Consider the following 23,895-nt stretch of genomic DNA (forward strand, 5'->3'; position numbering starts at 1 on the left):
AAATTTAAGAAACCTCCTGAAGTCCTCACCTTATGGTATAATAATCTATAAGAACAAATGTTCCAAGAAACCTAATGGACTTGGTAGGTGGACTATGCCATATGCTGTGATACTTTCCGTAAGAGCTCTTGTTGAGTATGTGTACCGGGGCGGGAGCATCGATTCCGGTTTCCGAACGACCACTTCCTTGCAGGAAGGGACGAAGGCACATCAAGCTATACAAAACAACTATGGCGAGCATGATCGCAAAGAGGTCCATTTGTCCGGAGATTGGGAGCATGACGATCTTCTGATTCAACTGGAAGGCCGGTGTGACGGGATTATCCGGGAATCCGAGGGGGAGCTGATCGAGGAAATTAAGTCAACCGCCGGTCGGCTAGAGCTTATCCTTGAGGATTCTCATCCTGTCCATTGGGCCCAAGCGAAATGCTACGCCTATTTATATTGTGTGCAAGAGGAGCTTGAATCTATCCGGATTCGCTTGACTTACGTTCAAGTAGATACGGAGCAGACAAAGCAGTTCATTCAGTCGCTGACCCGCACAGAGCTGCAGCAGTTTATGGGTGAGGTCATCCTTCTGTATTTGCCGTATGCCAAGTTTCAGGCCCGGCATGCTGAGGCAAGGGACCGCAGTGTAAAAGAGCTGCCTTTTCCCTATGCCGCGTATCGACAAGGACAACGCAAGCTGGCGGGTGCCGTCTACAAATCGATTATGGAGCGGCAAACCTTATTTGCCAAAGCGCCGACAGGAACGGGAAAAACCATCTCCACTTTATTTCCTTCGATTAAAGCAATCGGCGAAGGTCATCTGCAAAAATTGTACTATTTGACAGCCAAGACGATTACACGAACAGCGGCCGAGGAAGCTTTCCGGCTAATGCGTTCCAACGGTCTACAGCTTCGGTCCGTCACATTAACCGCAAAGGATAAAATCTGCTTTAAGGAAGAAACCCGCTGTCAGAAGGAATATTGCGAGTTTGCAGACGGATATTACGACCGTATCAATGCCGCCGTGCTCGATCTGCTGTCAAATGAGCAGGAGATTTCGCGCGAAGTAATAGAAGCTTATGCAATGCGGCATAAGGTGTGCCCGTTCGAGTTTTCGCTCGATGTTTCTTATGCTGCGGATGCCGTAATATGTGATTACAACTATGTATTCGATCCCAAAGTATCGTTAAAACGAATGATGGAGGAGCAAAAGAAACAGACGGCCATTCTAATCGATGAAGCGCATAATCTGGTTGACCGCGGAAGGGACATGTTCTCGGCCACTCTTACGAAGTATCCGTTTTTGCAGCTTAAGCGTGAATTTAAAGAGAGCAACGCGCTGCTGGCTAAGGCTGCGAACGCGGTCAACGATTTCTTCATACGTTTTCGGAAAGCCCACTTGGAAAGCGGAAGCGTGGTGATGCCCAGTTGCCCTGAGGAGCTGGCCGAGCTACTTGAGCCGTTTATAGCTGCTGCGGAAGCCGAACTATCCGCTGGAAACGAGATGACAGCCGAAGCTGCGACAATCCTTCTCGAAACATACTTTACTGCACAAACCTTTATCCGTACGCTTGGCTACTATAATGAGGCTTATGTAACCCTAGCGGAGCTCGATCGAAACGATATCCGCTTGAAGCTGTTTTGTCTCGATCCGTCCGGTATGCTGCGCCAGATGGCGAAAGGCTTCCGGTCGCGGATCTTTTTCTCTGCGACTTTATCGCCGCTGCATTATTACCGGGAGATGCTCGGAGGGAGTCCGGACGACTATGTACTCACGATACCGTCGCCTTTCCGCAAAGAACAGCTGGACGTGCTGCTGCTTCCGCTCTCCACAAGGTTCCGGGATCGGGAGAGAACGAAGCGGGGCATTGCTGTTAGCCTGCACCAAATCCTGCAGGAGCGCAGCGGGAATTACTTGATCTTTTTCCCTTCATACGATTACTTGAACGAGGTTCTCGAGCTGTTCATCCAATATCCCTTAGATGTACAGCTGTTGGTACAGCGTATAGGAATGTCGGAGGAAGAGAAGGAAGCATTCCTCGATGCATTCCAGACTAATCCGGCTAAGCCTTGCATCGGATTTGCCGTAATGGGAGGGATGTTCTCCGAAGGGATCGATCTGACAGGGGATCGGCTGACCGGGACTGTTGTCGTTGGTGTCGGCCTTCCCCAGATCAACATCGAGCGTAATCTGATCAAACAATATTTTGATCGCAATGGAAGAAACGGCTTCGATTATGCTTACGTCTATCCGGGGATCAACAAAGTGCTTCAAGCTGGAGGCCGGCTCATCCGTACGGAAACCGATCACGGGACGCTGCTGCTTGTGGATGACCGGTTCGAGCAGCGCCAGTATGAGCAGCTGCTGCCTGAAGAATGGAAGCCTCTTACAAGGTATTCACACTTCTGATGCCAACTTGCAGCCTCCATCTCCATTCAAGTTCATTAGATCCCGGACAATACGGGAGAGTCGTTCGAGCCCTTTTTCCATATCTGTCAATGATGCGTAAGCGTAAGAAATACGCAGATGCCTGCTATTGTCCTTATCGTACAAATATCCCGGATTTAGCAGGATTCCATCCTTTAAGGCCAGCTCGAACAGCTTTCCCATATGCAGCGGCCGCGGCAGACACAGCCAAATATAGAATCCCCCGGAAGGCATATTCCAGGTTCCCAACGACCCGAAATGCTTCTCCAGTGCAGTAAGGCAAGCATCGCGCCGCACGGCGAGCTGCCGTCTAACAGTTTGCAGATGCTCCTCATATAGACCGGTGGACAGCCATTCGGCGGCAGCCCATTGAGAGATCGAGCTGGATCCGTAATCGGTCTGCATCTTGATATCGGCCAAACGTTGGATTACCGGCTCGGGTCCAATGACCCAGCCGATACGCAGCCCGGGGCTTACGGTCTTAGAAAAGCTGCCTAAGTAAAGGACGATCCCGTTGGCGTCCATTGCTTTTAACGGAGCGGGCGGCGGGTTGTCCAGCCATAAATCCCGGTATACGTCATCTTCAATAACAGGAAGGCCTTCCTTATTGCATACATCCATTAGCTGCTCGCGACGCTGCTGCGTCATCATAACGCCAGTCGGATTGTGATAGCAGGGAATCGTGTACAACAGCGCTCCGTTATGGCGTTTCTTGCAGCTAGGGAGAAGGGAGACATCAATGCCCTCGTTATCGAGCGGTATGCCCTCCATATTCATAGCGGCGGAAGGGAATACCGGCACGGAATACAGGTAAGACGGCTTTTCCAATAATACGGTCGATCCTCTGTGCAGTAATCCGAGAGAAATAAGCTGCAATGCTTGCAACGCTCCGGAAACGATCAAGATAGACGAAGGGGACGCCGTTATCCCCAGCGATTTTACATGCCGAGAGATATGCTGCCGCAAAGCATAATTCCCTTTCGGCTCCTCATAACCGAGCGGTACGGCCTGTAATGAGATGGATTGCAGTACCTCTTGCATTCGGTGGGAAGGGAGGAGCTCCTTCGCCAGCTCGCCGGTTCCAAGGCGGATGATTCCTGGTCGAAACTCCGCCTCATTAATTTGCTGGATTGTCGGCAGGTTCGCACTATGAGCACCTGACTTCACATAGGAAGTCCAGTCGGGAGGCGGAGTCGAGGCCATCACACTCCAAGTATGGTTAACGACAATGGTGCCCGCACCGCTGCTTCCTTCGATGAAGCCGTCTGCAGTCAATTCATCCATAGCCGCTACAATTGTGCTGCGGTTTACGCCAAAGGCTTCCGCCAGCTTTCGCTGAGGCGGGATCTTCGTTCCTACGGGCCATTCTCCGTTGGCGATTTTATTGATGATGTACGCTTTGATTTGCAAATGAAGCGGGATATGAGAGGCGCGGTCAGGCTGCCAGTTCTCCATGTCTAAAGTGTATCCTCCTGCAGGTGTTCGTTGTCATCCATTATATTATACCACTTGGTTGGTTTAGCAGCCATCCAAATGGTTGGAGCCAAGGCATCCGAAATGCATTATAATGGGCAAAACAAAACGACACCAAGATAAGAGAGGGTACAGATGACTGAAGCAATGATCCATGGTTTTTTACTTGCGCTAGGGCTTATTTTGCCGTTAGGCGTACAAAATGTGTTCATTATGAATCAGGGCATGAATCATTCGGCACTTAAGAAGGCTATGCCCGCTGTAATTACAGCATCATTATGCGATACGGTGATGATTGTAGCAGCCGTGTCCGGAATATCGGTCGTGGTTTTGAAGTGGGAATGGCTAAACGGCATCCTGCTTGGATTGGGCAGCTTGTTTCTGATCTATATGGGGTGGACTTTATGGACAAGCGAAGCGGTAATGCAGAATCCTGCATCGGAACAGAAATTCGACTGGCGGCGGCAAGTCGTCTTTGCAGCTTCCGTATCGTTATTGAATCCTCATGCTATTTTGGACACCATAGGGGTTATTGGGACGACTTCGATCGGCTATATAGGCGTGGAGAAGACAGCATTTACATCAGCGGTTATCGTTGTGTCCTGGATATGGTTCACAGGCTTGGCCATTGCCGGTCATCGAATGGGGAATGTAAATTGGGCTAAAGGATTTAGGATGGGATTGTCTAAATGCTCGGCTCTTCTAATTTGGTCAACCGCGGTTTACATGGTATGGAAGCTTATCGGTTCAGCCTGAATATTCATAATTCGGTCAAGAAGCCTTGTCTAATGTTGCACAATGTGCCGGTTCATATTGACCTTGTACCAAGTTTTGCGTAAGATCAGGTTGCAGCAGACCGACAGTCCATGCAAATTAAGATAAAAGGAGCACCGCTTCCGATGAAAACATCTACCTTCAACTATGTTCCATGGGTCGTAGGACTTTCCATTGCAATTAATGTCCTTGTGTTACTGCTTTTATTTTTGCCGAATATTGATCCGGTTGCGGGCTTTGATCTGAAAGTATTGCCTCTATTTAACGCCATCATGAATTCATTTACCTTTGTGTTTTTGCTGGGGGCGCTATTTCTCATTTTGAAGAAATATGTATTGTGGCATCGAAGATTTATTTATGCAGCATTTACAACCACGGCGTTGTTCCTGGTCTCTTACCTTGCTTACCATGCCATGGCACCTTCGACATCTTATGGGGGAGATGGGCCTCTAAGATATGTATATTATTTTGTGCTGCTAACCCATATCGTACTGGCCGCTGTCATTGTACCGCTATCTTTGCTAACGTTCGCACGGGGGATTACGAATAAACTGGACAAGCATCGCCGAATTGCCCGTTGGACTATGCCGCTGTGGCTTTATGTCAGCTTCACAGGAGTACTCGTTTATTTAATGATTAAACCTTATTATTGATATAGGGGAAGTTAGAGGGGTCACAACATTACGCCGCCGACATTGGGTCGAGCGGTGTTTTTGTATCATCTTGTAATACCGTGAGGATTGGCAGGCACCTTGCCGTTCAAAAATTCGAATTCATACTCGTACGAATCCGTCGGAATAGGATTGACCAAAACAAACCTCGAACGAAGTTCATTGATCCCGACAAGAAATAAAGAGACCAAGCAAACGATAGCGATGATTCTTTGGATAGGCTTTGGGTGGATTCTCATGGCAATTCCTCCTGTAACCTTAGATGACTTTATTGTAAATGTAAAGTGTAATAGGAGTATTAGGCGTACATTTAATTAATGTTAACGTCGCAGGTAAGAGAGATTCAGTTAACGAAATAAGTTCCCCCCTAAAAACATTAGGAGAAGAACTTATTCCGATCTTGATAAATAATTATTAGAACATGCTGCCTATGAAATGTGGTAACAGTAATTAGTATGTAAGTGAATGAGGCAAACTATACCCTGTTATTTGGTCACATAATAAGCTCCGGGAGGCAATGCCGTTCCTTTATTCACAACGACCAGACCGACTCCGCCTGGAATGTAAGCTACTCTTGAGTCGGGATTCGTCACATAGTAGCCCGGTACGACGACTCCGTTTACATTCGTTTGACCGACGCTGCCGGAGATTACGGCAGGTGTAGTTTTTGACGGTTCCGACGTTGCCTTAGCCCCGGAGTCGGTCGCAGCGGCTGCACCGGCAGCGGCAGGCAGCATGAAGACAGCGCACATTGCCATGATCCCTAATTGCATGTTCAACTTGTTCATCAATCATCTCTCCTTATACCTGGTCTTATCATGACTGCTCTTGTTGTTATGGGAATTATTACCCAAATCATTCTATTTGAAGCACATGTTGATAGAGAAGTTGTGAAAACTATATTCTCCAATGTAAGCGTATTCTGGATTGTAAAGTTTTATACAAAATGTTTGCCGAATACATAAAAAAGCCCAACATGTTCAGGCCGGACTTTCTTGCATAATAGTTATATAGAAAATATGCAGTCTTGCTTTCTTTAAGCTTAAGCTCCAGTCGAACCATTAAATCGTTCTCGGTAGATGAACAGCAGGTTCATATTGAATTCGTCACACCGGCTTCAAGAAAGGCCGGATGGCTAAACATCATCTGAGCGGAATGATTTTTTATAACATTAATAATTAATAACATTAATATAAGTTGCTGGGTAATTGATCAAGATGACGGGTAAAGTAATTGGAGAATCTTGTGCACACTTGGAGGGATGAGGGAATGGACGCCAAAAAAGTGGAAGAGCAGCTCGCCCAAACGCTGACGGAAGGCGAAATGGAACAGCAGGACACGACGGAAGCGGCACGAAAACGACTGCCTATAAAAACGGAAATCCGCATACAAGCGCAAGTCGAGCCTGTGGTCGAAGAGACGAAGCTGTACCGGCAAATGGCGGAAGAGATCGATAACCGCTATGACCGGATACTCGGTAGAAATTCCGACGACAATAAAAAGTAACGCTGCTGCCTGGACGCCGACGTGATCGGTGAAGAGCAGTAAAAAAAGCCCTGGCATAGGTGACTATACCAGGGCTCTTTATGCTGAATTTCCGGAAAACTATTCCTGCGTTACTTGAACACCCGCAGCAACACGGGTACCGTTCGTAGTTACAACCGTCAAAGTGAACTGGGTTACGTTACCTTTAATAAATACGTAGCCTGCATTGTCAATCATTACCGAACCGGTATCCCCCTTGGAAGGATCGCCTACGACATCCTCAGCCATGAACTGGATTCCCAATGCAAAGTTGTAATCCTGAATTTCTTCACGCTCATATTCATTGCCGTAATTATCGGTAACCAGCATATCCATTTCTTCATAGGCGTTGAATACTCCGCCATATACACCGCTTGTTACTGTGGATACCGTTGCTTTAATAGTGGTATCTCTTGCCTCGACTTTCTGAGTAGAGATCGTTTCGTCCTTAACGGTTACCGGAACGGAAAGCTGCTTCTTCTCGCCGGAAATCGTCTTATAAAGAATGTTGATTGTTGCTGTACCCGCTTTGTTGCCTAGAATATACCCTTTATGGTCAGCAGATACGGCAGCTTTGACAATCGTTGGATTCGAAGAGGTAACGGACTCGATAAGACCGGGAGCCGCCACTTCATCACCGGATGTCGTTGTAACGGTGATTTCGATTTCTTTGGCAAACATGCTCTGAGTAGGGTCCTCGGCTTCGGCTCTCGTAGCGTAGCCGGATTCTCCGGTTGCGGATTCCGTCAAACCGCTATCGATAACGTTACTGAGCGTGTAGGATTCAGGAACCCAGTATTTGTAATCTCCTGTGGAGCTAGAAACGCTGCCGACGGTTAATGTTGCGGATGCAGTGCCGATCGTCGAGCTGTCAATACCGCCTAAAGTAACGACATAGCTTCCTGATGTCAGCTTGTTGTCTGTTGACAGAGTCAAAGTAGCTGTTTTCTTATCCACTTCCCAATTTGTCGTAACAGGGAGCAGAGTACCGTCTTTACTTACCGTAAACGAAGCTTTGGCTGTATCTACTGTCTTGTCGAGTGCTACGACGATAGTCACATCACCTTGAGCTCGTACCGAGGCTACCGACACTTTATTTTCATTTGCCGGCTGCTCCGTTGTTGGCGGCGCCGGCAAAGAGCCGTATGCACCTACAACTAGATCCGCGCGGGTAGCTGCGGCATCGCCATTTTTATTGGAAGGATGAATGCCAAGCTCGGTCGCTTGCTTCACCGCATTCGCATACCAAGGAGTTGCGGATGTATCTACCTTTTTACCGAGGCCTTTCAGCAGCACCGTATCCAATTGACCGACTGTAACATTATCGCCAGGAGCGAAAGTGGTTTCCGTCATGCCGTCGATCAGACCGGCTTTTTTGGCTGCCTCGATATAAGGAATCGCCCAGCCGTTGGCAGGATCGTTCGCTTGAACGTCTGTGAAGCTGGAGGTTTGAAGCGATGTGTCCACTTTCAGGCCGAACACAAGAGAAGCTACTTTGGCGAATTGTGCGCGGGTCATATTTTGCGAAATGCCGAATGTATCGCTGGATACGCCTTCAAAAATACCTTTCGACAGAAGCGTGTCAATTTTGGTTTTTAAACCGGATTCGATTCCGGCGAGATCTGTATAATCTGCTGACGTTTTGGCTGTGTCCGCCATTGCAACCGATGCGAACATAGAAAATGCCATTGCTGTAGTTGCAACCAGCGTAATGCTTTTTTTCATCGTAATGGTTCTCCTCTTCTATATAATCTACTAAAGTCAATCATACTACGAGTTTAACCGAAATGCCAACATACGAATAGTGGCAGGTTTAGTTATAACAAAGAAATCATTGTAATCCTCTTAAAAAGATGTGAGAATGGGAGGGAACCCTAATATTTACAGTAAGATCGGGATTATCCGGAGGATGAAATAAAGATGACGCGAGTAAAACAACGTAAATCCAAGAAAACCGCACTGCTGCTATTCGGACTCGTTGCAGGGATGGCCGCAGGCGGCGCACTGTATGCGATGCCCGGTTTTCAGCATATGATTCCCGAAGGCTGGAAGCAGGAGGCCAAGACGGCAGAGCCGCCGGCTCCGAAGTATAGAGAAGCTGTTGAATTTCGCATGACGGACTTCGATCATGGCTGGATCCGGTATGCGGACGGCATCATGGCGACATCGGACGGAGGCTCTTCATGGGTGAAGGCGGATAATGTCCCGGTTGAAGCCACAACGGGATCTCAGCCGGAAGATCAATGGATGATTTTACAAGAGTCCAAGCCCGTCACAACGATCAAGTATCTTGAGAAAGAATATTCGCTTAAGCAAATGCAAATGATGACGGACCGAGTAGGCTGGGCGCTCGTTCAGGATCAAGGCGCTATAGGAGAGAAGCTGTTCGTCACAACCGATGGGGGCGCTAGCTGGCAGTCCGAGGTTACAAGCGGTGTAAAGGATGCGATCCAAGAGGAAAAGCGGCTGCTGCAAAGGATGCAGAACGAATCGCAGTGGTACGCTTCCAAAGAACAGGCGGAACAGGCATTCCGCTCCGAATGGCTGCTGATCCCTGGAACGGTTAGTCAGGGGGATGTCGCGCTGATTCGCCATAATAAGCCGGGAACGATGGATTGGCAGGGGAAAACCTATACGTTACAGCCGTTCGGCGCAGGTTACTTTACCTATTTGCCAATCAGTACCGAAGTGAAGCCGGGCGATTATCCGATCGGCGATCAAATCTTGAAGGTGACGGCTCAAAACTTCCCTAAGCAGTATCTTCAAGTGACGGAAGAGATGAACAGCATGCGCCAGGACACGAAGCGAATCCAAGCGGACCAGGTAAAAATAGATGCAGCACGAAGCATTTCCGCTCCTGAGTTTCTGTTCACATCGGAATTCATCAAACCGATTGAAGGTATTTTGACGACGCCTTACGGGCATATGCGCTATGTCAACGGCAAGCTGAGCGGATCCCATCTGGCACTAGACCTCGCGGCCAAGCAAGGTACGCCAATCAAAGCGACGAACGATGGAGTGGTCGCCCTGGCGGACAGCTTGTACTTAACCGGCAATTCGATCTACATCGATCACGGAATCGGGCTGTTCTCTCAATATGCCCACCTGTCGGAGCTGAAGGTTAAGACCGGAGATAAAGTTAAGAAAGGCGACATCATCGGCTTGGTAGGCTCCACGGGCTTCTCTACCGGCCCGCATTTGCACTTTACCTTCTGGGCGAACAATGTGCCGGTGAATCCGAATTTGTATTTTAATACGACACCGTTTCATTGGCTAGGCAAGCCGCAATAAGCTGCTGTAACAAGGTATTGCGAATTCGCCCATATTATGGTAGCTTAATTGGAAATATCTTCAACTGGGGTGGTGGAAACCGTGAAGAATCCGATTTTATTGTCGTTTCCCGAAAGCTTCGAAACCGACCGATTGTTAATTCGCGCTCCGCTGTGGGGAGACGGGGAAGCAGTGAACGAAGCGGTAAAGGAAAGCATCGAGGAGCTGCGTCATTGGATGCCGTGGGCGCAGCAGATTCCGAGCCTCGAAGAGTCAGAGCTTAACATTCGCCAGGCGCGGCTGAAATTTTTGGACCGAACCGACTTGCGCCTCATGTTAATGAATAAGGTTACAGGGGAGCTTGTCGGGTGCAGCGGTCTGCACCGGATCGATTGGGAAGCCGGGCGCTTCGAGATCGTTTACTGGGTGCGCACATCCTGTGCAGGACAAGGCTACATTACCGAGGCGGTCAATGGAATTACGGAATTCGCCATTTGGCACTTGAATGCCAACCGGATCGAAATCCGCTGCGATTCCCTGAATTCCCGAAGCAGTAAGGTGGCTGAGAGAGCCGGCTTCACGCTCGAAGCGGTATTGCGGAGTGAGGCCCGCGATGTTAAGGGGGCTTTACGAGATACGATGATTTATGCCAAGGTACGTGGAGAAGAATTCCCAAACAGCTAGCTCCGAACAGGAGCCAGCTGTTTTTTTGTTGATATGATTGATAGCGGTTTCATTTTTGTAATAATTTGTTGACAAACGTATGATTCCTGATATATTGATCTTAATAAGGAATGTTTCTGGAAAGATTAAATATAATGCATTTGCAAGCGATTGGACGAGTGGCTTTCGCAACATCTTGAATGCGCTTCCAGTTTGGATTCATTTACTACTTAAGGGGGTCATTTCTTGAACAAAGTCATTTCCACAGCCATTTCATGCACGCTGCTTATTCCGCTGCTTGCAGCCTGCAGCTCTTCGTCAACAACTTCGACTGACAAGGCTCCTGCAGAAACTGCCGCCGATTTGAACAAGGTCGATAACGAGCCGGTAACGCTCACCTTCAAGTCGGATTTTCCTGACGATATGGATGTATTCAACCAATATTACGGCGATCGCATCAAGCAGAAATTTCCGAACGTGACCATCAATTTCATTCCGCGTACGACGGGCCAGACTTTACAGGACCTGCTTAATGCCGGTACTTATCCTGACATCATGTACGGCAAGACCAACGGGGTAGACGGGTTTATCATCGAAACGGGCCTCGCCTACGATATGTCCGAGCTTGTGAAGAAATATAATTATGATTTGTCCCGCTTCAAACCGCAGCTTATCGACGCTATCCGCAACACGAATCCGGACGGACAATTGTTCGGTCTTCCAATGCCGGACTTCGACCCGCAGGTGCTTTATTATAACAAATCGATTTTCGACCGGTTCGGTGTCCCTTATCCGAAGGATGGAATGACATGGGACGAAGTGTACGACCTGGCTCAGAAGCTGACGAGAGTGGATGGCGGCAAAGTATATCGCGGCTTCAGCATGCAGCAAGGGGTCATCATGAGAGATAATCAGCTTGGCATTCCGTATTTGGATCCGAAGGCTGACAAAATGTACAATGACGAAGCTTGGAAGAAGCAGTTTGAGAACCTTGCGCGCTTTTATCAAATTACGAACAATAACCGGGATACGAAGAACAGATCGGCCGGCGTCGAATCGGATGCTTTTATCAAAGGCGATGTAGCGATGCAGGTTAACCAGCTTACCAAGTTCCGTACGTTCCCGGAAGGCTTGGAGTGGGATATGGTCACCATCCCGACGTTCAAAGAAAAGCCTAACACCATGAATCAGTCGTCCTCCGCATACTGGTTCATCACGAATACGAATAAGAATAAAGACATTTCCTTTAAAATTATTGCTTATCTGCTTTCGGATGAAGTACAAACGGATTATGCCACGAATTTGGCAGGCCTGCCATCGATCAAAGCGATGGACAAAGCGGTCAAAACGTTCGGCCAGAACGTTCCGGCTCTAAAAGGAAAGCATGTCGAAGCAGCCTATAAATATGATTTGGCACCGGCCTCTCCTCAAAGGGACAAAGGGCTTGTCAAGGCGGATCCGAACAAAGTCGCCTCCGCTATTAATAATGCTTTCCTCAAAGTCGTTATCGATGGAGTGGACATTAATACCGCATTGAGGCAAGCCGGCGAGGATATAACCAAAGCGATTGACGAGAAACGGACCAAATAGGGTTCAAGCAACAGCTTCTTATGCCAGTTCAACATGATTATAAAAACACGAGAATGAAGAGTCCCGGATGATTCCGGGGCTTTTTTGGTGTTTCTGGAATGTTTAACCGCAGCGCGCATGCGCGATGACCATTTCTTTTTGATATTGTTAAAACGAAAGCCTTCCACAAGTTCGACCGGATTTCCTCCTTACATCTTGCGTAAAATCGTAATACACTTGGATCATAGATAAGAAAATCATGGGATCTTATAAAGCGGTTGCAATCAACGTTTGTTTAGGGGGTATCTGAATATGAAGCGATCCGTGTTTATCCGGCTGCTGTTTCACTTGACCGTCGCGATGATGGTCATTACATTGCTGGTCGGCACACTTGTATATCGCTATACGAACTCCATGCTCAAGGAGGAAGTGCTCGGAAGCAATACGGAGCTGCTGGACCAATCGAGAAAAATTGTCGAACAGGCATTCGGCGAAGTACAGCAGATGGCCAGCTCACTGGCATTGAATACCGATGTCCAAAAATCCGTATGGCTGCCGTGGAATCTGGAGGAGGAATACCGTTTCTTGAAAAATACGGGAGACTTGTTTTCTACGCGAATCAACTCTTCCAATTACATCGACTCCATTTATTTGTATAGTGCGGTTAATAAAAAGCTCATATCCAGCTCGGGGATCACCGATATCGCCGATTTCCTTTATGCCGATCATCTGAGCAAATTTCTGGAGGGGCGTACGACTTCCGCTTGGGAGGCTGCCAATGCCGCTTCGGCGGTGCGCTCCGATACCGTCATCTCGTTTTATTTCAGCGTGCCGATTCAAAGTGTGAAGAAGCAAGGCGCACTTCAGATCAATTTGAAGGAGGACGTACTGTATAACGCTGTGGTGAACACGAATAAGCGTAAGCTAGGCAATGTGGCGATTTTGAACCCGGAGGGGCAGGTGCTGTCTTACAAAGACAAATCGATGCTTCTGACCCGCTTCAACCAGACCGACATGGAGCGGATTCAGCGTGAAAAGGTAGGGTACTTCGTGGAGGAAATCCATGGCGAACCTACCCTAGTTTCCTTTATGACCTCATCGTTTAACGGGTGGATCTACCTGACCCTCAATCCTTACGACGAAGTATTCAAGCGATCCAAGGACGTCATTCATCTTACGATATTTATTTCGCTGTTCGTACTGGTGCTGGGCGTACTGATGATGGTAGTAGTATCGCGCAATTACTATAAGCCGGTTAAAAAAATGGTGATGGCTCTTGCTTCGAACAGGGAGAATCCTCTGCAGGACATGCAAGGGAAAGATGAATTCGGTTTTATTGGCGAATCGATCAACCGGCTGTTCCATGAGAACGAAGAGTTCAAAGCTAAATTCCGCAGTCAGGAATTGATATTGCAGGACCACGTGCTGGTCAATCTGTTGTCCGGCAAAACCACCGATGAGAAGGACATGCTGCGGCAGCTGGAATATTACGGTTTGGATTTGAATCCGGAGCATTTCATGGTGCTGGTGCTGCGAGTCCATATGGAGGCTGCTTCGATAACGGAGAGCGGGGAGCAGGAGCGCAACCTGATCTATTTTCAAATTAGGTCGATCTGCGAGCAAGCTATGGCCGGCTTTGGAAAAGGCGTCTATGTCAGCCAATTCCACAGGCACGATGTCATCATCATGAACACCGGAAACGAGCCGGATCATTCGCACGCATTCGAGAAAGCAAAGGAGCTAGCCCTCCGCATGATTTCTGTCGTGAGTGAACAAATGGATGATGTCGTAATGACCGTGGGCATAGGCGGCAAGTATAAAAAGCTTACCGAAATCGCTTTGTCCTATAACGAAGCAGCGGAAGCATTGTTGTATGAGCAAGTAGCAGGGCAAGGAAGCATTCTGTCGCTTCATGATTTGGAATTGAACCGTTCGAACAGGAACCGGTTTATCGCATACCGCCAACAGGTGGAGAAGCTGATAGCGGAGCTCAAGACAGGCAATCTGGACAAGGCGCTTGCTCAGAAGGACGAAATGATCACGCAATTGAACAACGATTCGCAGTTCGGCTTCTCCTACAAGCATATGATTTTGACGCATTTATTGAACGGATTGGTTGCCGTCCGGGTGGAGCTTGTACAAAGAGGCGGGGGACCGGATGAGGAAGAACGGCATTGGTACGCCGATTTTGCCAAATTGCAAAGTCCTGAGGACGTGCAGCATTGGTTTGGAGAGCTGATCAGGAATACCGCGTCGGAGCTTCAGGATAAGAGGGAGAACAAAAATGCCGAAGTCATTGAAAAGCTCACAGCGTACATCCGCGCCCATTTCCGGGAGCCTCTTAGCCTGCAGATGCTCGCTGATCTCGTTTTTATGAACAGCAATTATTTGTCCAAAGTGTTTAAGGAGGTAACCGGCAAAACCTTCATCGATTATTTGACGGAGATCCGGTTCGAGGAAGCATGCCGACTGCTGGACAATACGGATAAAAATATTAATGAAATCGCCGAGCTCACCGGCTTCGGTCAAAAGCAAAACGTTATTCGAACCTTCAAGAAGATGACCGGTTTGACGCCTACGGAATATCGAAACCGCAGCTCTCTGGATCGTTTGAGAATCGAAAACTGAGAAATTGAACCCTTTCCGATGAATTGATACCTGTGAATCTTATCAAAAGAAACCGTTTACAAAAAATCAATCTTGAGCCGGATTGCCTGAGCCCCTATGCTGAAGATGTTTTCAAAAACAAACTATAAAGACAGGGGGAATCATGATGGCAATTCCGGCGACTACAGTCCAGTCGAAGGCGTTGGTCAGAAAACAGACATTATGGAAGCGCATTCTTTTATTCCGCTATTTGTATTTGATGCTTTTGCCTGCGATCGTTTATTACGGGATCTTCCATTATTATCCGATGTACGGAGCATTGATTGCGTTCAAACAATTCAGCATTACGAAGGGGATTGTTGGCAGTCCATGGGTCGGATTTCAACATTTCGAGTATTTGTTCAAGCTCGATAAATTTTGGCAGGTGTTTTGGAACACGATTGTGATCAGCTTGTACCGGTTGCTGTTCGGGTTTCCGCTGCCGCTGATTATGGCTGTACTGCTGAACGAGGTCAGGAAGCTGCTGTTCAAGCAAGTCGTCCAAACGATCGTTTATTTGCCTCACTTTATATCGTGGGTTATTATGGGAGGCTTGCTGATCAACCTGTTATCTACGGATAACGGCGTCGTCAATAACATCCTCCGTTCATTGGGGGGAGATCCGGTCGGATTTTTAACGGATGAATCCCATTTCCGCAGCACGCTCGTATGGTCGATGATCTGGAAGGAGTTCGGCTGGAACACGATCATTTATATGGCGGCGCTGGCAGGAGTGAATCCGCAGCTGTATGAGGCTGCCTTGATGGACGGAGCGAACCGTTGGCGCCGAATATGGCACATTACTCTGCCATCCATCCGCGGCACGATAGTCATCCTGCTTATTCTTCGCATCGGCAGCCTGATGGAAGCGGGGTTCGAGCAAATCTTCGTGCTGTATCACCCCGGCGTTTATAATGTAGCGGATATCATCGACACGTACGTCTACCGGATCGGGTTGACGGAAGGACGTTTCAGCCTCGCGGCTGCAGTCGGATTGTTCAAGTCGGCCATTAATTTCGTCCTGCTTGTTATTGCGAATCGACTGTCAAGAATGATGGGCGAGCAGGGAATTTATTAGAACGATAAGGAACTACAGACGAGTAGCCGTCAGGAGGATTCATATGACACATACCGGTTTTGCGAGCAAGCTGTTTGACGGGTTCAATCTTGTGCTATTGACGCTGATTGCGTTATTGACGCTATACCCGTTCTGGGATTCACTGATCATCTCGATCACGCCGTTGAACGAAAGCTTGGCCCAAAGTGTTCACTTATTCCCTCGAACTCTAACATTAGAGTCCTATGAGTACTTATTGAAGCTGGATCAGCTTTGGACATCTTACAAGGTCAGTTTCCTGGTTACGGTTCTCGGTACGGTAATCAGCATGATCGCCACGACGCTCGCCGCCTACGCTTTATCCAAGAAAGAACTGCCCGGGGGAAGAGTCCTTATGTTCGCCATCGTCTTCACGATGATGTTCAGCGGAGGGATTATCCCGAACTATCTTGTCGTGAAGCAGCTGGGGATGATGAACTCGGTCTGGGCGATGATGATTCCCGCTATGATTCAAACGTACAATCTCATCATCATGCGCAGTTTTTTCACATCCATTCCGGAGAGTCTGGAGGAGTCGGCTAAAATAGACGGCAGCAACGATTTTGGCATATTGCTGCGCATTGTCATCCCTTTGTCGATGCCCGCGATTGCCACCATCTCGTTATTTTACGCGGTATCCAAATGGAACGAGTTTTTTACGGCCGTCATGTACATTACCGACAAGGATATTTGGCCGCTACAGCTGTTCCTCCGGTCGATGCTGATCGATAATGAGGCGGCTTTTCAGTCAGGGGGGGACAGTCCGTTTCTACTGGGACAATCCATCAAAATGGCGACAATTATGATATCAACGATTCCGGTGATGATCATTTATCCATTTTTTCAACGGTATTTCGTACAAGGCGTTACTTTGGGCGCTGTGAAGGAATAAGCTTAGAGGGGGACATGTAAATGAGACGATCGAAACAAGGCGCGTTGGCTGCTCTAGCTGTTGTGTTGACCCTATCTTCAACTGCTTGCAGCAGTGGAGCGGATAATGCGAGCAAGAAGGAAGGGGGGAGTGACGGCGATAAACCAACCAAGATTGTGTTCCTGACGCCAGGGGATAACGCGGCCATGGGAATCAAACCGGGAGATCGTATCGTCGCGGAAATCAACAAAAGATTGAACATTGATCTCGAAGTCAAATTCGTTCCTGAAAACGGTTACGAGAAAATCAACGTAGCCATGGCTACCGGCGACCTGCCGGATATCGTTACCATCAACTACCCGTCGCCATCACTGAATCAATGGATTGACGAAGGTCTGCTGCTTCCAATCAACGACTATTTGCCTCTGATGCCGACGGTGAAAGAGAAAATCGAGAAAAATCTCCAATGGACCGCGGTGAACGGGAAATATTACGGCTATCCGTTCATTGAGGAGCGGGCGAATACGACGATTGCCTTTCGCGCGGACTGGTTGGATGCTCTCGGCTTAAAGCCGCCGCAAACCTTGGATGAGTTTCACCAAGCGCTAAAAGATGTGACGACCAAAGACCCGGATAAAAACGGGAAAAACGACACATACGGTTTAACCGCGCAAAAGAGCACAGGCTTTAACGGATCGTTTAATTTTGTGTTCTATGCGTACGGGATGCCGCACGGGGATTGGGTTCTGGATAGCGCAGGCAAGGTAGTGCCGATCTTCGAGCATCCTGCGTTCAAGCAGGGCGTGCAGTATTTGCGCAAGCTGTGGGATGAGAAGCTGATCGATCCGGAGTTTTTATTGAACGATACGCAGCAGCGCGAGCAAAAGTTTTACCAAGGCAAGGTTGGTTTCATGTCTGCGCCGTTATTCCGTCATGTGAATCGTCTCGAAACGAGCTTGCAAAAAATTAACCCTAACGGAAAACTCGGCTATTCTGCGCCGCCCGCGGGTCCCGACGGCAAAAGAGGCATGAACAGTAATCCGAAAAACGGCTTATTCACCGGAATTACAAAGCAAGCAAAGAATCCGGAAAAGGCGGCGAAGCTCATTGAGTTTATGCTGTCCAAGGAAGGTCGCAGCTTGTTGGAGCTAGGTATGGAGGGCGTTCATTATACCAAGCAGGGCGACAAAATCGTCTACAACGAAGAAGAGCGGGCAAAAGACGGCTTTGCCGCCAATGGTTGGGCTCATCCGCTGGCATGGGGCAGCCTTGTCTGGCCGTTGACGGAAAATTACTTGCCTCAGACGGAGCCGCAAGCCGACCGGGCGAAGGAATCCGTAGACATTGCGACCAAAAACATGGTGCCTAATCTGATCCATTCAACGACGGTTGAGGAGATTGAGATGGGCGGCGTGCTGGGAGAGCTGATGAATCAATATTATATTGAAATGATTACGGGGAAAAGAGATATCGACACCGGGTTAACCGAGCTTTCCAAAAAATGGCGCGATCAAGGCGGGAACAAGGTGCTTGATGCCGTTAATAAAGCGTATCAGGCGCAAGGTAAGAAGTAGACGTCCGTAGACAAAGCTCGAGAGCATAGGTCGCGAGATCGTTGAGTCGAATCTATATTGAAGGAGAGCTTAAGAAGGGAGCGGTTCACCTTATGGAACAACGGATTACCGAAAAACCGAACATCGTGTTTATTTTAACCGACGATCAAGGGCCGTGGGCGCTGGGGTGCACAGGAAATACCGAGATTCACACTCCGCATTTGGATCGGCTTGCTTCAGAGGGAGTACAGTTCACGAATTTCTTCTGCACCTCGCCGGTCTGCTCGCCTGCACGAGCTTCTCTATTAACCGGACGTATCCCATCGCAGCATGGCATCCACGACTGGATACGCCAAGGAAATGTTGGTGAGCGGCCGATCCAATATTTGCAAGGGCAGACAGCTTACACGGAACTACTGGCTGACAACGGCTATCAATGCGGCTTGAGCGGCAAATGGCATCTCGGTGACAGCTTGCAGCCGCAGAAGGGCTTTACGCATTGGTACGTCCATCAGACCGGAGGAAGCGCTTATTATGACGCACCTATGATTCGGGACGGCGTACTGATTCAAGAGCCGGGCTACTTGACCGATGTCATTACAGAGGATGCGCTGCAGTTTCTGGATCGGCACGACGGGCAGGAGCCGTTTTACTTAAGCGTTCATTACACGGCGCCTCACAGCCCGTGGATCGATAATCATCCGCAGGAATTTGTGGATCTGTACCGAGACTGCGCATTCGAGTCGTGCCCGCAGGAAGAGAAGCATCCGTGGTCGATCCGTACGGCACCCTGGTCGGATGACCAAAGGGCAAATTTAATGGGATACTTCGCTGCGGTTACGGCGATGGATCGGAACGTTGGACGCATCATCGATAAGCTGGAGCAGATTGGGATTCGGGAGCAGACGCTCGTCTGTTTCCTGAGCGATAACGGATTTAACTGCGGGCATCATGGGATCTGGGGCAAAGGCAACGGAACGTTCCCGCAAAATATGTTTGATACGTCGGTCAAGGTACCCGCTATCTTTAGTCAGCCGGGACGCCTTCCGCAAGGGCGTGTATGCGAGGGGCTGGTCAGCGGTTACGACTTCATGCCGACGCTGCTGGAGTATGTTGATATTGATCATCCTGACCCTGACTCGCTGCCGGGACGCAGCTTCATGCCGCTCCTGCTTGGGGAAGAGGATATGGGTCGCGACGATGTCGTCATCTACGACGAATACGGGCCGGTGCGCATGATTCGAACCCGGGAATGGAAGTATATACACCGGTATCCGTATGGACCGCATGAGATGTATGATCTGGTCCATGATCCGGAGGAGCGTAATAACGTCGTCGATCAACCGGATCTCCAGGAGCATCGCGCCGCTATGAAGTCGAAGCTGGATCATTGGTTCGTTCAGTATGTGAACCCGTCATACGACGGGATTCGGGAAGCGGTTACCGGCTTCGGGCAGTTAGAGCTGGCCGGGCCGGCAGGTCAAGGGAGAAAGACGTACGAGGACGGTTGAGTCGTTTTATGGTTATGAATACCGATTAACCGACAAGTTTTAAAGAAGCAGCACGAAGCACAGAGTAGAACATGAGAGGGAATGGGTGAGGGTGGAGGAGCGGGAGCGTCCGCCTTTGAAGCTCGTGTTCCTACCGCGGTAAGCCTACCATTCAAAGGAACACGACTTCAACAGCGGCCGGAATCCCACACCCAATACCATCCCCATGTACAAACGTATATTGCACACCAAAGACGCCGCAAGGCGTTTTTCTCATTTGACAACAGAGCAGCGCACCATTTTGCATTTAGTACGGAATGCGTTACACTAGAATCTATTGATTGGAAGTAGCTAGAAATAGGAGAGAACTATGGATTCGATTCGTGTATTGATAGCCGATGATGATAAGGAAATACGACAGCTGTTGAAAGCGTATCTGGAAAAGGAGTGCTACAAGGTCGATACAGCCTCTGACGGCGAGGAAGCGCTTCGAATGTTTGCCGGCAGGTCTTATAACCTGGTCATATTGGATCTGATGATGCCTAAAGTGGACGGGATGGAAGTATGCCGGAGTCTTCGCACCCGGACGAACATTCCCATTGTCATGCTGACCGCCAAAGATCAGGAGATCGACAAAATTGTAGGTCTTAGCATCGGTGCGGACGATTATATTACGAAGCCGTTCAGCATTCATGAGGTCATTGCGAGAATCAAGGCGCATTTGCGGCGGTTTCTCGTACTAGGCAGCGGTACTAATAGTAATGGGAATCAGCAGACCCAGGGGGAGCAGCGGATCCAATTTAACACCCTGACGATAGACTTGAAGAAATATGTTGTAACCAAAGGCGGGGAAGAGCTGGCGTTAACAGCCAAGGAATTTGAGCTGCTGAAATTTATGGCGTCGCATCCGGAGCAAGTATTTACGAAGACGCAGCTGTTTCGCAACGTGTGGGATAGCGATTACCTGGAAGACGATAATACCGTGATGGTTCATATACGTAAATTAAGATTGAAAATCGAAGACGACCCGTCCGATCCCAAATATATCCAAACCGTATGGGGAATCGGATATAAATTTGTAGGTGACTAATGATGATGCGCGACAAATGGTTATCGGTTCTAGTTGTTCAACTGCTCGCGTTAGGCGTGCTGTTCTTCCTGGTATGGCCTTCCAGCCCCTTCGATATGATTCGTGGGGGTCTGTTTGCCGTGCTTTTTATAACAACGATCACTTTCATTATGCTCAGGATCAGAACGTTAAGGAAAACGCAGCAGCGTGTATACGAATTGAAGCGGGCTATTGAAGGGAATTTGAACACCCGGCTGCTGGCGAACGATGACCCTGAGCTGGATGCGTTCATATTCGCGATCAATGAGCTGATCGAGCAGCTGGATAGGCTGCAGGTAAGGACATTGCAATCCGAGGCCGCCAGAAAGCAGCTGTTATCCAACATTTCCCACGACATCCGCACGCCTCTGACCTCCATTATTGGATATATCGATGCATTGCGGGACGAGATCGGGGTAACCGAAGAAGAGAAGCAGCAGTATTTGGATATTTTAGGTATAAAAGCAAGCGCCTTGAAGCATTTGATCGACGACCTGTTTCATTTGGCTAAGCTGGACGCCGACGAGATCGTGATGAAGCCGGAGACGCTGGATTTGGCTGAAATGACACGGGAGACCGTAATCGAATTTTTGCCTGAGCTGAAGCTGCATTCCATGGAGTTGAAAGCAGCGATCCCGGAAGCCGTGTGCCGGATACAGGGAGATCGGATCAGCCTGCAGCGAATCATGCGCAATGTTATCAAGAATGCGATTCAGTACGGGAAGGAAGGGAAGGTGCTCGGCATCGAGCTGACCGAAACCGATACGTCGTATGAGTGGATCGTTTGGGATAAAGGACCGGGGATTGCGGCGGGTGATCTTTCGAAAATTTTCGAAAGAATGTACCGTGCAGACCGTTCAAGAAGCCCGCGGTATGGCGGAAGCGGTTTAGGTCTTGCCATTGCAAAGGCGCTGGTAGAGAAGCACGGCGGAACACTATGGGCGGAAAGTATCCCTGGCGAACGGACAACATTCGCTTGTACGATTCCCAAACGCTACACCTACGGATTAAGAAATAATTAAGAACTCGTTAAGAGCCATTTAAAATCGCCTGTTTATGATGAGCCTATGAACGAAAATCACACATTATAAGCAGGGAGGTTCCAATGAGCACGATCATCAAGACGATGCAATTGACCAAGCAATACGGAACGCAAAAAGCGGTCGATCGATTGGATATGAATGTGCAGCAAGGGCAAATTTACGGCTTTCTTGGCCAAAACGGTGCTGGGAAAACGACGACGATCCGTATGCTGCTAGGCCTTATTAAACCGACTGAAGGGCGCATCGAGATATTCGGCGAGTCGCTGTTCGAGAGGCAGAAGGAAATTTTAAGAAGAGTCGGCGCGATAGTAGAATTTTCCGGGTTCTATGAGAATTTGACGGCGCGGGAAAATTTACTGATTAACGCAAAGCTCATGGGCGTCCATAAAAAGAGCGCTATTCAGGACGCGCTGGAAATCGTAGCACTGCACCGGGAAGAGACGAAGCGGGTAGGCAACTTTTCTCTGGGTATGAAGCAGCGCTTGGGTATTGCTCGTGCGATTCTTCATCATCCGGAGCTGCTCATACTGGACGAGCCGACGAATGGACTTGATCCTATGGGCATCAAGGAAATCCGCAAGCTGATCAAATCTTTGGCTGTAGAACGAAGCATGACCATCTTGATTTCCAGCCATATTTTGTACGAGGTGGAGCAGCTGGCGGATCAAATCGGAATCATTCACGAGGGCAGGCTGCTTGAGGAAATATCGTTCGAGGAGCTCCGAGCGAGAAACCGCATTTACCTCGAGTTTCAGGTTTCGAACGAGAATAAAGCCGTCGTGCTGCTGGAACGGCATTTCAGCATAACCGATTATGAGGTGCTGGACGAAGGCAGCATACGCGTGTACTCGCATATCGGTGAACAGGCGAAGCTGAACCGGCTGTTCGTTGAACATGACATCGAAGTGTATAAAATCAAAACGAGCGAGGACCGGCTGGAGGATTATTTTATCAAAATCATAGGGGGTGGGCCAATTGGTTAATTTGCTCTATACGGAGCTGCTGAAGCTAAAACGGGCCCATATGCTCTGGGTGAGCATCATCGGCGCGGCAGCGGCCCCCGTCATGATATTCATTGGCTTCATGAATTCACGAAGCGCTCATCCCGACGAGCCGGTCACGTTCGAGGTTTCCTTTTACAACACGAATTTATACGTGCTTCTGCTTATCGGAACGTTGTTATACGGAGTCATCACCTCGTATTTATTCCATCGCGAATATGCGGAGGATACGTTAAAAAATTTGCTGATCATTCCGGTATCCAAGCTCAGTCTGATTGTAAGCAAATGCTTGATGCTGTTTCTCTGGATCATGCTGTTAACGGCGGTTGCTTGGGGACTGACCTTCGTACTTGGGCTAATCGGCCGGTTTGACGGATTGACCGCCGCGGTCATCCTCGTATCGTTGAAGCAATTTTTCCTCGGAGGATGTCTGTTGTTTCTCTTATCCACTCCGACGATATTCGTAACCCTATTATTTAAAAACTACGTGCCTACGATCATTTTCACCGCGGTCATAACGATGGCGAATGTGGCTCTGGCGTCACACGAATACCGTGTTTTGTTCCCTTGGTCGGCGGTTCACGCGATTGCGGTGCAAGGATTTATCCCCGAGTACCCAGCTCTCTACTCCTATATAGCCGTATCGGTAGCTTCATTGGCAGGGTTTGCGGCAACGGTTATTTATTTCGAGAAATCGGATATTCATTGAGAGCGGGGGAATATACAA

The 23,895-nt window shown here is 48.7% G+C and carries 20 protein-coding genes; 16 read left to right on the forward strand and 4 right to left on the reverse strand.

What is annotated here, in order from left to right; translation table 11 throughout:
* Positions 1-94: 94 nt before the first annotated feature.
* Positions 95-2,398 carry an ATP-dependent DNA helicase gene (locus tag DVH26_RS18420; RefSeq protein WP_239635217.1) on the forward strand — a complete coding sequence of 768 codons (2,304 nt, stop codon included), beginning with the start codon at positions 95-97 and terminating at the stop codon, positions 2,396-2,398.
* On the opposite strand, the gene DVH26_RS18425 is transcribed toward DVH26_RS18420, so the two are convergent.
* Positions 2,387-3,871 carry an aminotransferase-like domain-containing protein gene (locus DVH26_RS18425; RefSeq protein WP_239635218.1) on the reverse strand — a complete coding sequence of 495 codons (1,485 nt, stop codon included), beginning with the start codon at positions 3,869-3,871 and terminating at the stop codon, positions 2,387-2,389. The genes DVH26_RS18420 and DVH26_RS18425 overlap by 12 nt on opposite strands.
* Positions 3,872-4,024: 153 nt before the next feature.
* On the opposite strand from DVH26_RS18425, the gene DVH26_RS18430 reads away from it, so the two are divergent.
* A complete protein-coding gene (locus tag DVH26_RS18430) occupies positions 4,025-4,645 on the forward strand; it encodes a LysE/ArgO family amino acid transporter (protein ID WP_239635219.1) in 621 nt (206 codons plus the stop codon).
* Positions 4,646-4,788: 143 nt separating this feature from the next.
* A complete protein-coding gene (locus tag DVH26_RS18435) occupies positions 4,789-5,316 on the forward strand; it encodes a DUF420 domain-containing protein (RefSeq protein ID WP_239635220.1) in 528 nt (175 codons plus the stop codon).
* A gap of 65 nt (positions 5,317-5,381) precedes the next feature.
* Here the strand turns inward: DVH26_RS18435 and DVH26_RS18440 are convergent, their stop codons facing one another.
* Complete coding sequence (locus DVH26_RS18440) at positions 5,382-5,573, reverse strand: hypothetical protein (RefSeq protein WP_239635221.1); 192 nt, start codon at positions 5,571-5,573, stop codon at positions 5,382-5,384.
* 246 nt (positions 5,574-5,819) lie between these two features.
* Positions 5,820-6,122: a hypothetical protein gene (locus tag DVH26_RS18445; RefSeq protein WP_239635222.1), complete on the reverse strand. Its 303-nt coding sequence runs from the start codon at positions 6,120-6,122 to the stop codon at positions 5,820-5,822.
* A 481-nt stretch (positions 6,123-6,603) separates the two neighbouring features.
* On the opposite strand from DVH26_RS18445, the gene DVH26_RS18450 reads away from it, so the two are divergent.
* On the forward strand, positions 6,604-6,840 hold the full coding sequence (locus tag DVH26_RS18450) for a hypothetical protein (RefSeq protein ID WP_239635223.1): 237 nt from the start codon (positions 6,604-6,606) through the stop codon (positions 6,838-6,840).
* A 99-nt stretch (positions 6,841-6,939) separates the two neighbouring features.
* Here DVH26_RS18450 and DVH26_RS18455 read toward each other — a convergent pair whose 3' ends face one another.
* The gene (locus tag DVH26_RS18455; RefSeq protein WP_239635224.1) at positions 6,940-8,583 is read right to left on the reverse strand and encodes an S-layer homology domain-containing protein; all 1,644 of its coding nucleotides are present in this window, start codon (positions 8,581-8,583) and stop codon (positions 6,940-6,942) included.
* 195 nt (positions 8,584-8,778) lie between these two features.
* On the opposite strand from DVH26_RS18455, the gene DVH26_RS18460 reads away from it, so the two are divergent.
* From DVH26_RS18460 to DVH26_RS18515, 12 genes are all read left to right on the forward strand, one after another.
* Positions 8,779-10,149 (forward strand): M23 family metallopeptidase, encoded by a 1,371-nt coding sequence (locus tag DVH26_RS18460; RefSeq protein ID WP_239635225.1) that lies wholly within the window; start codon positions 8,779-8,781, stop codon positions 10,147-10,149.
* 81 nt (positions 10,150-10,230) lie between these two features.
* Positions 10,231-10,812 (forward strand): GNAT family N-acetyltransferase, encoded by a 582-nt coding sequence (locus DVH26_RS18465; RefSeq protein WP_239635226.1) that lies wholly within the window; start codon positions 10,231-10,233, stop codon positions 10,810-10,812.
* 225 nt (positions 10,813-11,037) lie between these two features.
* Entirely contained in the window at positions 11,038-12,381 is a 1,344-nt protein-coding gene (locus DVH26_RS18470; protein ID WP_239635227.1) for an ABC transporter substrate-binding protein, read from the forward strand.
* A gap of 291 nt (positions 12,382-12,672) precedes the next feature.
* Positions 12,673-14,988 (forward strand): helix-turn-helix domain-containing protein, encoded by a 2,316-nt coding sequence (locus DVH26_RS18475; RefSeq protein ID WP_239635228.1) that lies wholly within the window; start codon positions 12,673-12,675, stop codon positions 14,986-14,988.
* Positions 14,989-15,130: 142 nt separating this feature from the next.
* Positions 15,131-16,084 (forward strand): ABC transporter permease, encoded by a 954-nt coding sequence (locus tag DVH26_RS18480; RefSeq protein ID WP_239635229.1) that lies wholly within the window; start codon positions 15,131-15,133, stop codon positions 16,082-16,084.
* 43 nt (positions 16,085-16,127) lie between these two features.
* Positions 16,128-16,994 (forward strand): carbohydrate ABC transporter permease, encoded by an 867-nt coding sequence (locus tag DVH26_RS18485; RefSeq protein WP_239635230.1) that lies wholly within the window; start codon positions 16,128-16,130, stop codon positions 16,992-16,994.
* A gap of 20 nt (positions 16,995-17,014) precedes the next feature.
* Positions 17,015-18,547, forward strand: a complete 1,533-nt coding sequence (locus tag DVH26_RS18490) for an extracellular solute-binding protein (RefSeq protein WP_239635231.1) — start codon at positions 17,015-17,017, stop codon at positions 18,545-18,547.
* A gap of 92 nt (positions 18,548-18,639) precedes the next feature.
* Complete coding sequence (locus DVH26_RS18495; RefSeq protein WP_239635232.1) at positions 18,640-20,037, forward strand: sulfatase family protein; 1,398 nt, start codon at positions 18,640-18,642, stop codon at positions 20,035-20,037.
* Positions 20,038-20,386: 349 nt separating this feature from the next.
* Positions 20,387-21,106 (forward strand): response regulator transcription factor, encoded by a 720-nt coding sequence (locus DVH26_RS18500; RefSeq protein WP_239635233.1) that lies wholly within the window; start codon positions 20,387-20,389, stop codon positions 21,104-21,106.
* 2 nt (positions 21,107-21,108) lie between these two features.
* The gene (locus DVH26_RS18505) at positions 21,109-22,146 is read left to right on the forward strand and encodes a sensor histidine kinase (RefSeq protein ID WP_239635234.1); all 1,038 of its coding nucleotides are present in this window, start codon (positions 21,109-21,111) and stop codon (positions 22,144-22,146) included.
* A gap of 83 nt (positions 22,147-22,229) precedes the next feature.
* Positions 22,230-23,150 carry an ABC transporter ATP-binding protein gene (locus DVH26_RS18510; protein ID WP_239635235.1) on the forward strand — a complete coding sequence of 307 codons (921 nt, stop codon included), beginning with the start codon at positions 22,230-22,232 and terminating at the stop codon, positions 23,148-23,150.
* Entirely contained in the window at positions 23,143-23,877 is a 735-nt protein-coding gene (locus DVH26_RS18515; protein WP_275590477.1) for an ABC transporter permease, read from the forward strand. The genes DVH26_RS18510 and DVH26_RS18515 overlap by 8 nt, the downstream gene beginning before the upstream one ends.
* Positions 23,878-23,895: the final 18 nt, after the last annotated feature.

Source organism: Paenibacillus sp. H1-7 (assembly GCF_022354825.1).
In the GTDB taxonomy this organism is placed as follows: domain Bacteria; phylum Bacillota; class Bacilli; order Paenibacillales; family NBRC-103111; genus Paenibacillus_S.

Excerpts from the sequence above, each read along its gene's own strand:
- DVH26_RS18420 (WP_239635217.1), top strand. The coding sequence starts at position 95 with ATGCCATATGCTGTGATACTTTCCGTAAGAGCTCTTGTTGAGTATGTG.
- DVH26_RS18425 (WP_239635218.1), bottom strand. The coding sequence starts at position 3,871 with ATGGAGAACTGGCAGCCTGACCGCGCCTCTCATATCCCGCTTCATTTG.
- DVH26_RS18430 (WP_239635219.1), top strand. The coding sequence starts at position 4,025 with ATGACTGAAGCAATGATCCATGGTTTTTTACTTGCGCTAGGGCTTATT.
- DVH26_RS18435 (WP_239635220.1), top strand. The coding sequence starts at position 4,789 with ATGAAAACATCTACCTTCAACTATGTTCCATGGGTCGTAGGACTTTCC.
- DVH26_RS18440 (WP_239635221.1), bottom strand. The coding sequence starts at position 5,573 with ATGAGAATCCACCCAAAGCCTATCCAAAGAATCATCGCTATCGTTTGC.
- DVH26_RS18445 (WP_239635222.1), bottom strand. The coding sequence starts at position 6,122 with ATGAACAAGTTGAACATGCAATTAGGGATCATGGCAATGTGCGCTGTC.
- DVH26_RS18450 (WP_239635223.1), top strand. The coding sequence starts at position 6,604 with ATGGACGCCAAAAAAGTGGAAGAGCAGCTCGCCCAAACGCTGACGGAA.
- DVH26_RS18455 (WP_239635224.1), bottom strand. The coding sequence starts at position 8,583 with ATGAAAAAAAGCATTACGCTGGTTGCAACTACAGCAATGGCATTTTCT.
- DVH26_RS18460 (WP_239635225.1), top strand. The coding sequence starts at position 8,779 with ATGACGCGAGTAAAACAACGTAAATCCAAGAAAACCGCACTGCTGCTA.
- DVH26_RS18475 (WP_239635228.1), top strand. The coding sequence starts at position 12,673 with ATGAAGCGATCCGTGTTTATCCGGCTGCTGTTTCACTTGACCGTCGCG.
- DVH26_RS18480 (WP_239635229.1), top strand. The coding sequence starts at position 15,131 with ATGATGGCAATTCCGGCGACTACAGTCCAGTCGAAGGCGTTGGTCAGA.
- DVH26_RS18485 (WP_239635230.1), top strand. The coding sequence starts at position 16,128 with ATGACACATACCGGTTTTGCGAGCAAGCTGTTTGACGGGTTCAATCTT.
- DVH26_RS18490 (WP_239635231.1), top strand. The coding sequence starts at position 17,015 with ATGAGACGATCGAAACAAGGCGCGTTGGCTGCTCTAGCTGTTGTGTTG.
- DVH26_RS18495 (WP_239635232.1), top strand. The coding sequence starts at position 18,640 with ATGGAACAACGGATTACCGAAAAACCGAACATCGTGTTTATTTTAACC.
- DVH26_RS18500 (WP_239635233.1), top strand. The coding sequence starts at position 20,387 with ATGGATTCGATTCGTGTATTGATAGCCGATGATGATAAGGAAATACGA.
- DVH26_RS18505 (WP_239635234.1), top strand. The coding sequence starts at position 21,109 with ATGATGCGCGACAAATGGTTATCGGTTCTAGTTGTTCAACTGCTCGCG.
- DVH26_RS18510 (WP_239635235.1), top strand. The coding sequence starts at position 22,230 with ATGAGCACGATCATCAAGACGATGCAATTGACCAAGCAATACGGAACG.